This window comes from Aureimonas mangrovi (genome assembly GCF_014058705.1).
In the GTDB taxonomy this organism is placed as follows: Bacteria; Pseudomonadota; Alphaproteobacteria; order Rhizobiales; family Rhizobiaceae; genus Aureimonas; species Aureimonas mangrovi.
The window spans coordinates 2504033-2517330 of record NZ_CP059692.1; the positions used below are offsets into that span (position 1 = coordinate 2504033).

At 71.0% G+C, this 13298-nt stretch carries 18 protein-coding genes; 1 reads left to right on the plus strand and 17 read right to left on the minus strand.

Annotated elements, in window-relative coordinates; genetic code table 11:
• Positions 1–3: 3 nt before the first annotated feature.
• The 17 genes from H1343_RS11970 to H1343_RS12050 all read right to left on the minus strand — a co-directional run bounded on the left by H1343_RS11970 (position 4) and on the right by H1343_RS12050 (position 10972).
• Positions 4–420: an NlpC/P60 family protein gene (locus H1343_RS11970; RefSeq protein ID WP_185983121.1), complete on the minus strand. Its 417-nt coding sequence runs from the start codon at positions 418–420 to the stop codon at positions 4–6.
• Positions 417–1292: a DUF2163 domain-containing protein gene (locus H1343_RS11975; protein ID WP_185983122.1), complete on the minus strand. Its 876-nt coding sequence runs from the start codon at positions 1290–1292 to the stop codon at positions 417–419. Before H1343_RS11975 ends, H1343_RS11970 begins: the two co-directional genes overlap by 4 nt.
• A complete protein-coding gene (locus H1343_RS11980; RefSeq protein ID WP_185983123.1) occupies positions 1289–1915 on the minus strand; it encodes a DUF2460 domain-containing protein in 627 nt (208 codons plus the stop codon). The genes H1343_RS11975 and H1343_RS11980 overlap by 4 nt, the downstream gene beginning before the upstream one ends.
• A 14-nt stretch (positions 1916–1929) precedes the next feature.
• Positions 1930–2517 carry a phage tail tape measure protein gene (locus H1343_RS11985; protein ID WP_185983124.1) on the minus strand — a complete coding sequence of 196 codons (588 nt, stop codon included), beginning with the start codon at positions 2515–2517 and terminating at the stop codon, positions 1930–1932.
• Between the two features lie 4 nt (positions 2518–2521).
• Positions 2522–2758 carry a rcc01693 family protein gene (locus H1343_RS11990; RefSeq protein WP_185983125.1) on the minus strand — a complete coding sequence of 79 codons (237 nt, stop codon included), beginning with the start codon at positions 2756–2758 and terminating at the stop codon, positions 2522–2524.
• Entirely contained in the window at positions 2755–3087 is a 333-nt protein-coding gene (locus tag H1343_RS11995; protein WP_185983126.1) for a gene transfer agent family protein, read from the minus strand. The genes H1343_RS11990 and H1343_RS11995 overlap by 4 nt, the downstream gene beginning before the upstream one ends.
• A gap of 2 nt (positions 3088–3089) precedes the next feature.
• Positions 3090–3503, minus strand: coding sequence for a phage major tail protein, TP901-1 family (locus H1343_RS12000; protein WP_185983127.1), 414 nt, complete (start codon positions 3501–3503; stop codon positions 3090–3092).
• A gap of 241 nt (positions 3504–3744) precedes the next feature.
• Positions 3745–4155, minus strand: a complete 411-nt coding sequence (locus tag H1343_RS12005; protein ID WP_185983128.1) for a DUF3168 domain-containing protein — start codon at positions 4153–4155, stop codon at positions 3745–3747.
• 166 nt (positions 4156–4321) lie between these two features.
• The gene (locus H1343_RS12010; RefSeq protein ID WP_246333007.1) at positions 4322–4657 is read right to left on the minus strand and encodes a phage head closure protein; all 336 of its coding nucleotides are present in this window, start codon (positions 4655–4657) and stop codon (positions 4322–4324) included.
• On the minus strand, positions 4654–5187 hold the full coding sequence (locus tag H1343_RS12015; RefSeq protein WP_185983129.1) for a head-tail connector protein: 534 nt from the start codon (positions 5185–5187) through the stop codon (positions 4654–4656). Before H1343_RS12015 ends, H1343_RS12010 begins: the two co-directional genes overlap by 4 nt.
• 71 nt (positions 5188–5258) lie before the next feature.
• Positions 5259–6494, minus strand: a complete 1236-nt coding sequence (locus H1343_RS12020; RefSeq protein WP_246333604.1) for a phage major capsid protein — start codon at positions 6492–6494, stop codon at positions 5259–5261.
• A gap of 53 nt (positions 6495–6547) precedes the next feature.
• Entirely contained in the window at positions 6548–7069 is a 522-nt protein-coding gene (locus tag H1343_RS12025; RefSeq protein WP_185983131.1) for an HK97 family phage prohead protease, read from the minus strand.
• Positions 7070–7116: 47 nt separating this feature from the next.
• Positions 7117–7446, minus strand: coding sequence for a DUF6107 family protein (locus H1343_RS12030; RefSeq protein ID WP_185983132.1), 330 nt, complete (start codon positions 7444–7446; stop codon positions 7117–7119).
• A gap of 26 nt (positions 7447–7472) precedes the next feature.
• Positions 7473–8669: a phage portal protein gene (locus H1343_RS12035; protein WP_185983133.1), complete on the minus strand. Its 1197-nt coding sequence runs from the start codon at positions 8667–8669 to the stop codon at positions 7473–7475.
• Positions 8670–8707: 38 nt separating this feature from the next.
• Positions 8708–9928 carry a DNA-packaging protein gene (locus tag H1343_RS12040; RefSeq protein WP_185985632.1) on the minus strand — a complete coding sequence of 407 codons (1221 nt, stop codon included), beginning with the start codon at positions 9926–9928 and terminating at the stop codon, positions 8708–8710.
• A gap of 83 nt (positions 9929–10011) precedes the next feature.
• Positions 10012–10359, minus strand: coding sequence for a hypothetical protein (locus H1343_RS12045; protein WP_185983134.1), 348 nt, complete (start codon positions 10357–10359; stop codon positions 10012–10014).
• A gap of 121 nt (positions 10360–10480) precedes the next feature.
• Positions 10481–10972 (minus strand): YcgN family cysteine cluster protein, encoded by a 492-nt coding sequence (locus H1343_RS12050; RefSeq protein ID WP_185985633.1) that lies wholly within the window; start codon positions 10970–10972, stop codon positions 10481–10483.
• A 161-nt stretch (positions 10973–11133) separates the two neighbouring features.
• On the opposite strand from H1343_RS12050, the gene H1343_RS12055 reads away from it, so the two are divergent.
• Complete coding sequence (locus H1343_RS12055) at positions 11134–13290, plus strand: transglycosylase domain-containing protein (RefSeq protein ID WP_185983135.1); 2157 nt, start codon at positions 11134–11136, stop codon at positions 13288–13290.
• Positions 13291–13298 lie beyond the last annotated feature (8 nt).

Below are 13298 nucleotides of genomic sequence, written 5' to 3' on the forward strand. Positions count from 1 at the left end.
GCTCTACTCCGGAAATCGAAAGGTGCCGGCGATGCGCGAGCGCCAGCCCGGCGTCAGCGGCGAGGAGACGACCGCCGCGCCCTCATAGGCGTGGATCACCCGGCCGCCCTCCTCGAGGATGCCGCAATGGCGGGCCGGTCGCCCCGCCCGCCAGCGAAACAGCACGAGATCGCCGGGCGCCCCGCTCTCTACGTCCGTGAAATTCCGGCGCGCCGCCTCCATCAGCCGTTCGGCGTCGTCAATGTCGGCCCAGTCGCGCGAATAGGCGCCAGGCGCTTCCGGCTCGTGCCCGTAAAGCTCGCGCCAGACGCCCCGCACGAGGCCGAGGCAGTCGCAGCCCACCCCGCGCCGGCTGCCCTGGTGGCGATAGGGCGTGCCGATCCATCGCCGCGCCGCGACCAGCGCCCGCTGGCCGCTCACGGCACCACCGGCGCGCCATCGTGGAGGTCGTCGCGCTTGGCAATGGTGAGCGCCGCGTCCGTCCCCGGCAGATGCGGAAAACCACGAAAATTCAGTTGGTTGGCGAACCGCGCTCGACAGGTCGCGAAGCTCTTGTCGCAGCCCGCGGTCATCGCCGCATCCGCTCCCGCCTTCGGCTCTACCCGGAACGGCGCGGCGATCTGAAGCCGCCACGCGCCGGCGCCCGAACCCGCCGAGACGCCGACGATCTCGCGGCTCTCGCCGCCGACCGTCAGCCGCCCGCGCAAGAACGCTGCCGGCTCGATGCCGCCCGCCGCCACCTCCATCGTCGTGCCCTCGGCCGACGTCACAGCTCCCGAAACCCTGCGCCCGCCCGCCGCGAGATCGACGCCGCAGCGTGCATCCCCCAGCGCCGCGTCGCAGCGGCGGCGGTAGAGCCGCCCGCGCTCGCGGTCGAGTGCGGCCTCCGGCCCGCGCAGTTCGGCTGTGAAGCTCTCGCCCGACCGGCGGATCTCGCCGATCATCGCCACGTCGAGCCGCATGAAATGCTCCGGCTCGCGCCAGTCGACGACGAAGCTCTCTACCCGCGCCTCGTCGTAGAGCCCGGCGGCGATGTCCTCCTCTGTGACGGCCAGCGCCGAAAGTGCGCCCGCCACCTCCTGCGTGCCGGGCGCGAGCCCCAGCGCGCGCTCCGCCTCGCTGCCGGAAAGCCCGGTCGCGGCCGCAAAGCGCGTGCCGTCGAGTTCCAGCGCCTCGTCATGGTCGGTGAAGCCGAGCACCCGCCCATCCGCGCGCGTCAGCCGCCAGCAGCGCGCGAGCGTCGTCGCGGCCCCGCCGAGGCGTTCCGCCAATCCGTCCGGGATCGTCCTCACGGCCGCACCTCGACGAGCGGGATCGTCGGGATGTCGCCGGCCTCGAAGGCCGCGATGTTCACCGCCAGATGTTCGATGTCGAAGCGCACCGGCACGTCGAACTCGAAGCCCGCCGTCACCGCCTCACCCGCTGCCGGCGCCTCGTTCAGCGTCACGAGGCCGCTGGTCGCATCCACCGCGAAACCCGTCGTCTCCTCGCCTCCCACGGCGACGCGCACCGTGCCCGCCACGGGCTTGGCGATCGGCCGCTCGTAGCCGTCAACGCCCGCGCCGTATCGCTTCACCAGCTGGAACACGCGCTTCTCCCAATCGCCCTCCCCGAGCACCTGGTCGAAGGGCGAGACCGCCTGCCCATGCGCGGCGGAATGGCGATCGAGCGGATCGCGGAAGCGGAAGGCGACGAGCCGCCCGCGCCGCGCCTCGAAGAAATCGAGCACGGCGGCGAGGTCCTTCACCGAGCGCACGCCCGAGCCGGCATCGTAGCGCCGCGCCGAATGGCGGTGCCGCTGGTTGCGCGTCTCGTGCCCGGTGGAAAGCCGCACTACCTCAGTCAGGCGCTCGGGCCCGCCGCTCGTGCCGAAGGCGACGCTGAGCGGAAAGCGCTCCTCGCTGAAGGCCTGCATAGCAAGTTCTCCCGTCAAAGGCCGCGCTGGCCGCGGCTTGCCGCGCGCGCCAGCATCGCCTGGATCTGCACTTCGGAGCGGCGGAAGCTCGCCGCGTCCGGGCTCGTCACGTTGAAGACGATCGAAGGTCCCGCGCGCCCGCCGCCCGGCCCGCCACCGCTGGCGGCCACGCCCAGCGTCCCGTCCGCGCCGCGACGCAGCGGCAAGATCGCTTCCGCGCCGGCCTCGCCCATCAGGCCCATCTGCCGGCCGGTCGGGAAGAAGGTCGGCGCGCGCACCACCCCGCCCCTGGCGAAGGGCGTCACCCTCGGCGTCGCCCCGCCACCGCCGCTCCCCCCTCCGATCTGGCCGACGAGCCCGCTTATCAGCCCGCCGGCGAGGTTGCCGAGCGGGCGCAGCGCCGCATCCAGCGCGATGGAGGAGATGCGCAGCGCGAGCCCGCGCAACACGCCGTCGAGCGAGCGCCCGCCGCCCACCGCGCCCTTCAGCGCGCCGGTCATCGCGGCTCCGAAGGCGTTGGCCTTGCCGGAGAGGTCGTCGAGCGATCTCTCGAAGGCGCTCGTGTCGGCACGCACGTCGACGATCAGCGTCTCGTCCGCCATCGCGTCATCTCCTCGTCTCGTCGGGGAAGCGGGTCATCAGCTCTTCGAGCCCCGCGCGGCTCGGCGGCGCCACCGCCATATCGGCAAACGGCTTCAGCGCCGCAGCCAGTTCACGCGGCGTCATCGCCCAGAAGTCGCGGGGCGCGATGCGCAGGACCGTGAAGGCGAAGCCCATCGCCTCGTCCCAGGGAAAGGCCGCCGCGCCGGTGTCTTCCACCGCCCGGGGCGCGGCGGCCCTCAAGGGTTTGCGCGCTCCTCCCCCTCCCCGAAGGCCGCGCCCAGTAGCTCGGAGGCGATGCGCGCCGCCCCCGCCGCCCCGCCCTCGATCGGCAGGCGTGCCAGCGCCTCGTCGTCGATCGCCTCGCCCGCACCGCGCAGACCCGCTCCGATGATCCGTGTCAGGTCGCGGGCCGAGAGCCCGCCCGACCCGAAGCGCCTTGCCAGCGCGGCCACGTCCTCGGCGGCGAAGGCGTCCTCCAGTTCGGCGAGCGCGCCGAGCGTCAGGCACAGGCGTCGTATGCGCCCGCCGATCTCGGCCTCCACCTCGCCCCGCCGTCGGTTCACGGCCATCGTCAGAGTGCCTCGAAGGAGAGCGCGCCGGCCGATTCCAGCGTCACCTCGAAGGCGACCTCGCCGTCGTGCTCGCCGGAATATTCCAGCGACGTCACCTGAAACGGCCCGCTGACGGCTCCGAAATCCGGGATCGCCATCTGGAAAGCGCCGATCCGCCCGGCGAAGAAGAGTTGGCGCACCGCCGCGTCGGACGCGGCGTCCTTGAAAATGCCCGATCCCTGAAGCGAGGCGCGCTGCACGCCCGCCCCGTCCAGAAGCTCGCGCCAGCGCCCGGCGCTCTCGGCGTCGGTCACGTCCACCGTCTCGGCGTTGAAGGCGATGCGGCGCGAGCGCAGGCCCGCCACCGTGGCGAAGGTGCCGGTGCCCTCGGCGTCGATCTTCAACAAAAGGTCCTTGCCGCGCTGTGCGCCCATCTCGTCCTCCGAAAGCCCGAAACGAAAAAGGGCGGCCCATCCGGACCGCCCCAAAGAAGCATTTATTGTAAAGCCGCCGCGGCGCGACGATCGCGCAGAAGGCCGGGGTGGCGAGTCGGCTGGCGTGGTTCTTCGGGAACCGGAGCGGAGCGGACTTTTTATCCGTGAGCACCGGAAGCGCAGAAGGCTGCGTCAGACGGCCGGCAGCGTCGCCCTTATGCCGATCGTCTAGCCGATCGTCTCAGGCGAGCGGTTCGGTCACGGCCCGAAACCGCAGAATGCCGTGATAGGTCGGCGATTCCGGCTCCTGCCGCGCCTCGGCGAACTGGAGCTGCAGGTTCACCAGCCGGTGCGCGTCGAGCGTCAGCACCGCGTCGTGGAGCCGGTTGGAGACCTTGTCCATGATCTCGTAGGTTTCGGCCTTTGAGCCGCCGCGCGCCCAGACATGCAGCGTCAGGATGTGCTCGTGCCCGTCCTCCGAGCCGGTGGACCAGTCCACCACCGCCGTGCGGCCGAGCGTCAGATACGGGAACTTGGCGTGCTCGGGCACGTGATCGAAGACCTTCGGCCCGCCGAGCAGCCCCACCAGGGCGGGGTCGGCCACCAGCGTGCGCACGATGCTGGATTGAAGGTCGGCGCTGGGATGCGTCATCGCGTTCTCTCCGTCATCGAATCACGGCGTGATACTGGCCGTAATGTGGTGTGATCGACTGCCATATCGACCTTGTTCAATGAAATTTTAACGACGCGGCGCCGTGCGATCTCGCGTGCTTTCGCCCCCAGTCCGCGTAGATTCGTCGTCACTTGCATTCGCGCTCTCACGCTTCCTCCTCGCAGCGGCAGACGAGGATGCGCTGTCGCTCGTCCGGGTCGTGAACCGAGCGCACCAGCAGGCGCCGCGCGCCAAGCCGGAACGCCATGCCGCGCTCGACGTCCGTGCGGTAGCGCAGGATCACCCGGTGGGTCAGCGTCGCGCCGAGGCGCCCGAACCGCTCGGCGACATCCACGTCGATCGGCTCGACCCGCACCGAGAGCTCGCGCATCTCGCTCCACCCTTCGGCGCGCCCGCCCATCGCATCGAGTTCGCCGGCGGGCGCCTCCAGCACGGCGCGTCGGTCGAAGAGCCCGCCGTCCACGAAGCGCAGCGCGCTCAAAGCCGCACCCGGCGCAAGGGGGCCAGCAGCGCCTCTGCCAGCGGCGGCATCGCATCGCTCGCGCCGCGCGTCTCGTAGGCGGCCGCGCTCATGCGCAGGATCGCGATCCGCACTGCCTCCGGCACGTTTTCAGCTTCCATGCCGGCCTCGTATTCGATCTCAAGCCCACCGGCCGCGCCCATACGGAATTCCACCGGCAACACCATCGTCTCGCCGCCCTCGATGCGGACCTGCGCCGCATCGAGGGCCACCGCGTCGCCGCCGCGCCCGAAGCCGAGCACGGAGCGCACGGCAGTCAGCGGCGCGCCGCCCGGCCGCACACGCCGGTCGCCCGGCACGCCTTCGAGCGCGATGCGGAAGGCGCGCGGGCGCAGCGTCAGGCCGGCGTGGCACTCCACCGTTTCGCGCGCGGCCGTCACCAGCCGTTCGATCAGCGCATCCTCGTCGTCGCGCTCGATGCGCGCCCAGCTCTTGGCCTCGGCGAGCGCCACGGGCTCCGGGCCGAGATAATCGAGTCCGATCGGGGTCATGGCCGCGTCTCCTCTCGCCAGATGGAAAGGCCGGGCGCATGCGCCCGGCCCCGTTCTCGTGCCTTCCAGTCTCAGGCGGAGAAGCGCAGGAGCTTGGCCGCGTCGAAGTCCTGGATGCCGCCGCCCACGCGCTTGGTCGTGTAGAAGAGGACGTAGGGCTTGGCGGAATACGGGTCGCGCAGGACGCGCACGCCCTGCCGGTCGACGACGAGGTAGAAGCGGCCGAAATCGCCGAAGGCGATGGCGTTGGCGTCCGCCGCGATGTCCGGCATCGCCTCGGCCTCCACCACCGGGAAGCCCATCAGCGTGGCGCGCGCCCCTGCCCCGGCCGGCGGAGCCCAGATGTAGTTGCCGTCCGCGTCCTTCAGCTTGCGCACGGCGCTCTGCGTGCGCCGGTTCATCACGAAGGAGGCGTTCTGGCGATAGCCGCCCTTCAGCGCGTAGACGAGGTCGATCAGCGCGTCCGCCGCGGCCCCGTCCAGAAAGCCGCCCGACGCGCCGGTCGAGACGGTGCCGACGCGGCCCCAGCTCCAGGCGCCCTCGTCGACGCTCTCATAGGTCATGAAGCCGCGCGGCTTGGCGATGCCGTCGCCGTTCACGAAGGCCGCGCCTTCCTGCTCGGCGAAGGCCTGCTCCACCTCCTCGCCGATCCAGCGGTCGATATCGACGGCCGCATCATCGAGGAGCGAGGCGGTCGCCGCCGGCATGGCGTAGAGCTCCATCGTCGGGAAGCTCAGCTCGGAAAGCTGAGGCGCGTCGGTCTTCACGCGAGGGTCAGCCTCGCCAACCCACCCGGTCTGCGCACCGGTGATCGCGAAGGGCTTCTTCAGGACGGCGCCGGAGACGGCGCGTACCGAGGCGATGGAGCGGATCGGCGAGACTGCCGCGAGGCGCCGGCCGATCTCGGTCTCCGTCTCGGGCGGCACCAGGAAGCCGCCGTCGCCGCCGGTCAAACCGCTCATCGCGCGCTCCTCCAGCCGGCGCAGGCGGTGCTCGTCGCCGCCGCGCACATAGGCCTCGAAGGCCTGCCGGTGCTCGCTCGGGCGCTCGTCGGCGCGCTCCAGACCGCCGCCGCCCAGCGGCGGCCGCGCCTGGCGCAGCGTCAGGCGTTCGAGGCGTCTCTCCTGTTCGTCCAGCGCGCGGCCGATGCGCTCCACCTTGTCTTCCGTCACCGCGTCGGGCGACATGCGCTTCTCGATCTGCGTCAGGCGCTCGTCATTGGCCTCGCGGAAGCTCTCGAAGGCCTCCATGAACTCGCCGAAGGCGCCGGCGATCTCGCCGCTTTCGCTGCGCGTCTCGGCGCGGATCTCGGGGGCGGACTAGCTCTGTGCGTGCATGGTCACTCCTTTCAGGATCTGATTCAGGTTCGGGCGGTAAGGGTCTGGCCGGAAAGGCGGCGTGCGGCCGCCTTCAGGCTTTGAGTCAGGCTGGCCGCGAGGGCGCGCCCCCGCATTTCGGCAAGCCGCGCGAGGCTCTGCATCGGGAAGGTGACGATCGAGACCTCCCACAGATCCACCTCGTTCACCCGCCGCTCGCCGGTGCGCGGGTCTCGGCTGGCCCTGCGGGTGCGGAAGCCGATCGACAGCCCGTCGACGGCGCCCGCGCGGATCAGTTCGAAGACCTCGCGCCCGCGCTGGGTGGCGAGCGCCAGCCGGCCCTCGACGCGCAGGCCGCGCTCGTCCTCGAAAAGCCGCGTCCACACCCCGATCGGCTCGCGCGGATCGTGCTGCCACAGCATCCGCACGCCGCCCGCCCCACGCTCTGCGAGCGTTCGCGAGAACGCCCCGCGCAGCACGCGCTCGCCGGTCTGGTCGGGCCGGTCGAACAGGCTGGCATAGCCGCTGATGCGGCCCTCCCCGTTCTCCTCGGCAACGAATGGCATCCTCTCTCCCGAACGGGCGCGCCGCACGCTCGGCACGGAGGCCGCCCTCATTGGGCGCCTCCCGCCGGCCGGAACAGGCCGTCCGCGAAGCGCGTGAGAACCCCCAGCGCGCCCCAGGCGCACAGGCTCGCGGATGCCGAGCCGATCAGCGCCAGTTCGCCCGGCGAGAGCTTGGTGCCGATGCCAAAATGCTCGGCCAGCATCAGCCCGGCCGGGCCGCCGAAGACCATGCCGGTCACGGCGCCCGCCAGGAACCGGACGGCCGCCTCGCGGCGCCCGGACGGCAGGAGATAGGCGACCGAGATCGCCGAACCGGCGACGGCACCCGTCAGCTTCACGCCGAATAGCGCGAGCGGTGAAATGGGATCGGCGCTCATGTCGCCCTCCTCTCGACTGTGAAATCTCAGGCGCGCGGGCCGTAGCCGACGGCCTCGCGCTTTTCCTCGTCCGTGAGGAAGCCGGCCGCGCCGATGCGGGCCCAGAGCGCCTCGCGCTCGGCGGCCAGCCCTTCGATGCGGTCGGCGTCGAAGCCGAGCCGAAGCTCGCTCCCTTCGCCCGCATGCGCCGCCAGCCAGTCGCCGAGCGCCATCGTCAGGCGCCGCACTAGCGGCAGCACGGTCAGGCGGAACAGGGCGCGGTTGGCTTCCGCGTAGTTCGCGTAGGTGTTGTCGCCGGGGATGCCGAGCAGCATCGGCGGCACGCCGAAGGCGACCGCGATGTCGCGCGCCGCCTGGTTCTTGGCCTCGATGAAGTCCATGTCCTTGGGCGAAAGCGCCATCGCCTTCCAGTCCAGCCCGCCCTCCAGCAGCATGGGCCGCCCGGCGCGCGCCGCTCCCGAATAGCCGCTCTCCAACTCGGCCTTCAGCCGCTCGAAGCCGTCCTGCGAGAGATTGCCGCCGTCGCCCGGCTGGTAGACCAGCGCGCCGGAGGGCCGCGCCGAGTTCTCCAGAAGCGCCTGGTTCCAGCGCCCCGCCGCGTTGTGCAGGTCGAGCGCGGCTCGTGCCGCCGCCAGCGGCGCGAAGCCGTCCGTCTCGGCCAGAGGATGGAACAGGCGGATGTGCAGCACCGGCCCCGGTCGGCCGTCCTCGCCCTCGGCCGGCAGCCGTCTAACCCGCGTGCCGACGCGGTGCTCGTAGCCGAGCGGCCAGCCGTCCGCATCCTCGATCACGCGCAGCCGGTCGGGCCGCAGCGCATAGAGCGCGGCCGGCCCGCCCTCTCCCGGCGTCGCCTCCAGATAGGCGTTGCCGGAAAGCAGCAGGTGCCCGCACAGCGTCTCGATCAGCGCCGCGCCGTCTTCCATCGCGTTCGGCCGGCGCAGGCGGTCGAGGATCGGATGCGCCTCCACCTCCTGCGCGCCGCGATAGAGGAGCAGCGGCACGGCGGCCGCATTCTCGGCGATCAGCCGCACGGAACGGTAGACGACGGGGTTGGCCATGAAGCCGCTGCGCGCGAGCCCGCCATAGGTGCGCTCGCCGCCCGCCTCTCCCGGCACCTGCCCGGTGAAGACGAGCGTTCCACCCCCATAGCCGGCCGACCGCGTTTCGGCCGGCGCGGGCGCACGCGCGCCGACCAGGGCCTTGAGCCTTGCTCCGAGCCTCATCGTTCTCTCCGATCGATATCTTGTGTGGGATCAGGCCCCTAAAGCCCGCGCACGCGCGGTTCGGCCTGCGGCTGCATCAGCGCCGTCACGGCCCAGACCAGTGCGTCCAGCCGGTCGGGCGAGCGCCCGGCCGAAAGCCCGTCGGGGCCGAAATCGGCCATCTCGTCCTCCAGCGCCGCGAAGGCGCCGGCGTGCCGCACACGGCCCTGCTCGTAAAGCGCAGCCACGGGTTCGGCGCGCACCCACTTGCCCCGGCTGGCCCGCACCGCCCGCACCGGCACGTCCGGGCGCACGGCGCGGATCACGGCCTCCACCATGTCGCCGCCCTGGTTTACCTCGGCGACGATCCGGTCCGCCTCCAGCCGTTCGAAGGCCGCCACCGCCCGCGCCGCCCATTCGGGCGGGCGAGCCCCGCGCACGCTCGCATCCTCCAGCACGTAGACCGTGCCGTCCGCCGCGATCCCCGCCGCGACGATGCCGCAGGCGTCGGAGCGCTCGCCCGACGAGGCCGGCGGGTCGACGGCCACGACGATACGCCTCAGCGCGGGCGCCGCGCGCACCCGCAGCCGGTCGATCGCGGCGCGGTCGAACAGTGCGTCCTCGCGCGCCTCCAGCATTTCGCCGTCGAGTTCCTGCCGGCCGAGCCGCGTGCCCCCGTAGCGGGCCTGCATCGCGTCGAGGAACCCATCCGCGAGGTTTGCCGCGTTCTCGCGCGTCGTCATCCGCGTCACCGCCGTGCCCTCCTCCGCCATCAGGCGTTTGAGCAGCGGCACGGCGCGCGGCGTCGTCGTGAACAGCGCCCTCGGCCGCTCTCCCAGCCGCAGTGCCAGTTGCAGATTGTCGAAGCACGGCTCGGGGTGCTTCCACTTGGCCAGTTCGTCGCCCCAGGCGCAGTCGAACTGGTAGCCGCGCAGCGCCTCCGGGTCCTCGGAGGAGAAGATCTGCGCCACCGCGCCGTTGGAAAAGACCAGCCGGCGCCGCGTCGCCTCGAAGACGGGACGCCTTGCGAAGTCGAGCCCGCGCAAGCCGCTCTCGCCCTCGATCATCACCTCGCGGGCATCGCCCAGCGTTTCCGCCACCAGGGCGATCCGTCCGTGCGGGCGCGCCGCGAAGGGCGCCTCGCCCAGAGCCATCGCCCGCACCCACTCGGCGCCCGCCCGCGTCTTGCCGGAGCCGCGTCCGCCGATCATCAGCCACTGACGCCAGCCGCCCGGCGGCGGAAGCTGCTCGGCCCGCGCCATCACCGGCCAGCCCGGCATCGCCGCGCGCAGGATGGGCGCGGCCGCCGAGGCGATCTCCCGCTCGATCCCGCGCCAGAAGCCCGCCTCGTCCAGAAGCACGCTCAAGCCTCGGCATCCTTCGGTGCAAACAGACCTGCCCCGGCCTCGCGCCTTGCGTCGAGGGCGCGCAGGCGCGCCATCAGTTCGTCGCGCAGGCGGCCCGTCTCCGCTTCGTCCTCTCCTTCCGCCTCCCCCAGCGCCTCGAGGCGCCGCAGTTCCAGGAGCTTCTCCAGCGTCCGGGTGATCTGCGAGACCGCCTCCACCCGCGCCTTCACCTCGGCGGGCCGCGAATGCACGTCCTCGTCCGCATCGGCTCGCTCCACCTTGCGCGCCGCCTCCAGCGCGGTCAGCTCGGCCTTGAGGAGAACCGTCAGCCGATCGGCCAGAAAAACCTTCCTGCGACCCGGCATCGCCCCCTCCAGAAACAAAGAAGCGGCCGCCCTCCGAAGAGGGCCGCCGCCCGCCGGCCGCAGATTTCCGACCGTGCCTGAACCCTACACGGGCACCGTCACGGTGTCAATGACTATTTTCCTATTTTATGCTTTTGGTCTTATTCTTGTCCGTCGGATCCTCGCCGGGCCAGTCGGCCAGGTGGTCCTCGTAGTCCTCAGGCTCCAGCCCCACTTCGCTCACCGTGCGCCCGCGCACCGAAATCCCGGCCTCGTGCACCGTGTCACGGTCGCCCGAAACGAGATAGTGCCACCAGTAGAGGTCGCGTTCCTCGGCCACGAGGCGGTAGGCGCAGGTCTTCGGCAGCCAGGAGATCGCGCGCACCACGTCCGGCGTCAGCCGCACGCAGTCCGGCACGGTGGCCTGCCGGTTCTCGTAGTCCGAGCAGCGGCAGGCCTCGCCGTCGAGAAGCTGGCAGGCCACGTTCGTCCAGGCGATCTCGCCGGTGTCCCAGTCTTCCAGCTTGTTGAGGCAGCAGCGCCCGCAGCCGTCGCACAAGGCCTCCCACTCGCGCTCGTCCAGCTCTTCCAGCTGCTTCTCGCGCCAGAAGGCGCTGTTGCCGAAATCACGCATCGCCGGCCGGTCTCGCGCTCGTCGCGTCGTCAAGGTTGTCGTTCACGGTGAATTTCGCATCTAGTCGGTAAGAAGGGGCGTATATAGGTTTGGTTGCCGGGCGTGGCGCCTGGGAGCCGTCGCGCCTGCCCGTCAGGCGCACGAGAGATGGTGGCGTTGGCGTGGCGAAACTCCTTCCAGCACGAAACGAGCGTCGGCGCAGCCCCTCCCGCCTGATCGAAGTCGACGCGTGGCTGGATTCCACCCTCTGGCGGGCCGTCCACGCCTTCAGCGGCCTCTGGGAATCGATCACCATCTTTTCGCGGCGCTTTCGCGTTCGCGGCTTCAACCGTGCAGTGGTCGAGCTCTCCTGCGAGGCGCTGACGCTCGGCCTCGTCGGCCTTTTCGTGCTCGCGGCCCTCGCCCAGCCGGCCATGCGCTTCACGGCAGGCGGCCTGCCCGAGCAGACGGACTACTCCGTCACCTTCCTCGATCGCCACGGCAACGAGATCGGGCGGCGCGGCGTGCTCCGCTCGGACGCGGTGCCGATCGACGAGTTGCCGGACCAGTTCGTGAAGGCGGTTCTCGCCACCGAGGATCGGCGCTTCTTCGAACATTGGGGCATCGACTTCATCGGCCTCGGCCGCGCGCTCAGCCAGAACGCGCGAGCCGGCGGCGTCGTGCAGGGCGGCTCCACGCTCACCCAGCAGCTTGCCAAGAATCTGTACCTCACCAACGAGCGCTCGCTCGATCGCAAAATCAACGAGGCCTTCATCTCGCTCTGGCTGGAGTCCAACCTCACCAAGCGCCAGATCCTCGGCATGTATCTCGACCGCGCCTATATGGGCGGCGGCACCTTCGGCGCGGCGGCCGCGTCCGAGTTCTATTTCGGCAAGAACATCCGCGAGGTCACGCTGGCTGAATCCGCCATGCTGGCCGGGCTCTTCAAGGCGCCGGCCAACTACGCCCCGCACATCAACCTGCCGGCGGCGCGCGCCCGCGCCAACGTCGTCCTCAACGCGATGGTGGATTCCGGCTTCATGACGGAAGGCCAGGTCGTCGCGGCCCGGAGAAATCCCGCAACCGCGGTGGATCGCACCGGCATCGTCTCGCCGGACTATTTCCTCGACTTCGCCTTCGAAGAGGTGCAGCGCGTCACCGCAGCCATGCACCGGCGCAACTTCATCGCGCAGACGACGATCGACATGGGCCTGCAGCGCCTCGCCGATGAATCGATCGACTATCACCTTCGCCAGTTCGGCCGCACCTACGACGTGGAAGAAAGCGCGATGGTCGTCCTCGACGACGATGGCGGCGTTCGCGCGCTCGTCGGCGGACGGGATTACGGCCTCTCGCAGTTCAACCGCGCCACCCGCGCGCTGCGCCAGCCAGGCTCCTCCTTCAAGCCGTTCATCTACGCCGCCTACATGGAAGAAGGCCACGAGCCGAACGAGGTGGTGGTCGACGGCCCCGTCTCGGTCGCGGGCTGGTCCCCGCAGAACTACGGCCGCTCCTTCGCCGGCCGCGTCACCCTCGCCGACGCCCTCGCCCGCTCTATCAACACGATCCCGGTCAAGCTGTCCCAGGCCATCGGCATGGGCAAGGTCGTCGAGCTCGCGAAGGCGATGGGCGTCGAGACACCGTTGCGCGGTGACAAGACGATGGCGCTCGGCACCGGCGAGGTGACGGTCCTCGATCAAGCGACAGGCTATGCCGTCTTCCCGGCCGGCGGCATGGAATCCAACCGCCACTCCATCCTGACCCTGCAGGATACGGCGGGCGACATCATCTGGACGTCGGCGCGCGACATGCCCGCCCGCAAGCGGGTGCTGACGCAGGAAGCCGCCGATGCCATGAACCAGATGCTCGTGCGCATCCCGGAGGTCGGCACCGCCCGGCGCGCCGCCCTGTCGATGACGCGCGCCGCCGGCAAGACCGGCACCACCCAGAGCTACCGTGACGCCTGGTTCGTCGGCTACACGGGCAATTTCACCGCCGCCGTCTGGTACGGCAACGATTCCTATCGCCCCACCAACAACCTCACCGGTGGATCGCTGCCGGCGATGACGTGGCAGCGCTTCATGGAGGCCGCCCATCAGGGCATCGAGCTGCGCCCCATCCCTGGCATCGAGAACCCGCTGCCCGAACCGGGCTCGGTGCCGGTCGCCGCGGCGGACGGCGAGGACGCTCCGCGCATCACCCGCCCGCTTATCGTCAATGCCGATACGCAGCGCGTCCTGTCCGGCATCTCCGACCTCATGTCCGGCGCGCTCGCGGCCGAGCCCGAGGAGTTTGCCGCCGCGCGCGTTCCGGGCGCCGAACGCGCCGCCGCGCGCTGAGAGCCGTT

Coding starts and splice junctions, on each gene's coding strand:
- H1343_RS12035 (WP_185983133.1), bottom strand. CDS start 8,669: ATGAGGCTCGGAGCAAGGCTCAAGGCCCTGGTCGGCGCGCGTGCGCCC.
- H1343_RS11980 (WP_185983123.1), bottom strand. CDS start 1,915: ATGCAGGCCTTCAGCGAGGAGCGCTTTCCGCTCAGCGTCGCCTTCGGC.
- H1343_RS12030 (WP_185983132.1), bottom strand. CDS start 7,446: ATGAGCGCCGATCCCATTTCACCGCTCGCGCTATTCGGCGTGAAGCTG.
- H1343_RS11985 (WP_185983124.1), bottom strand. CDS start 2,517: ATGGCGGACGAGACGCTGATCGTCGACGTGCGTGCCGACACGAGCGCC.
- H1343_RS12040 (WP_185985632.1), bottom strand. CDS start 9,928: ATGCCGGGCTGGCCGGTGATGGCGCGGGCCGAGCAGCTTCCGCCGCCG.
- H1343_RS12045 (WP_185983134.1), bottom strand. CDS start 10,359: ATGCCGGGTCGCAGGAAGGTTTTTCTGGCCGATCGGCTGACGGTTCTC.
- H1343_RS12005 (WP_185983128.1), bottom strand. CDS start 4,155: ATGACGCATCCCAGCGCCGACCTTCAATCCAGCATCGTGCGCACGCTG.
- H1343_RS12000 (WP_185983127.1), bottom strand. CDS start 3,503: ATGGGCGCACAGCGCGGCAAGGACCTTTTGTTGAAGATCGACGCCGAG.
- H1343_RS12015 (WP_185983129.1), bottom strand. CDS start 5,187: ATGACCCCGATCGGACTCGATTATCTCGGCCCGGAGCCCGTGGCGCTC.
- H1343_RS12025 (WP_185983131.1), bottom strand. CDS start 7,069: ATGCCATTCGTTGCCGAGGAGAACGGGGAGGGCCGCATCAGCGGCTAT.
- H1343_RS11995 (WP_185983126.1), bottom strand. CDS start 3,087: ATGGCCGTGAACCGACGGCGGGGCGAGGTGGAGGCCGAGATCGGCGGG.
- H1343_RS12050 (WP_185985633.1), bottom strand. CDS start 10,972: ATGCGTGATTTCGGCAACAGCGCCTTCTGGCGCGAGAAGCAGCTGGAA.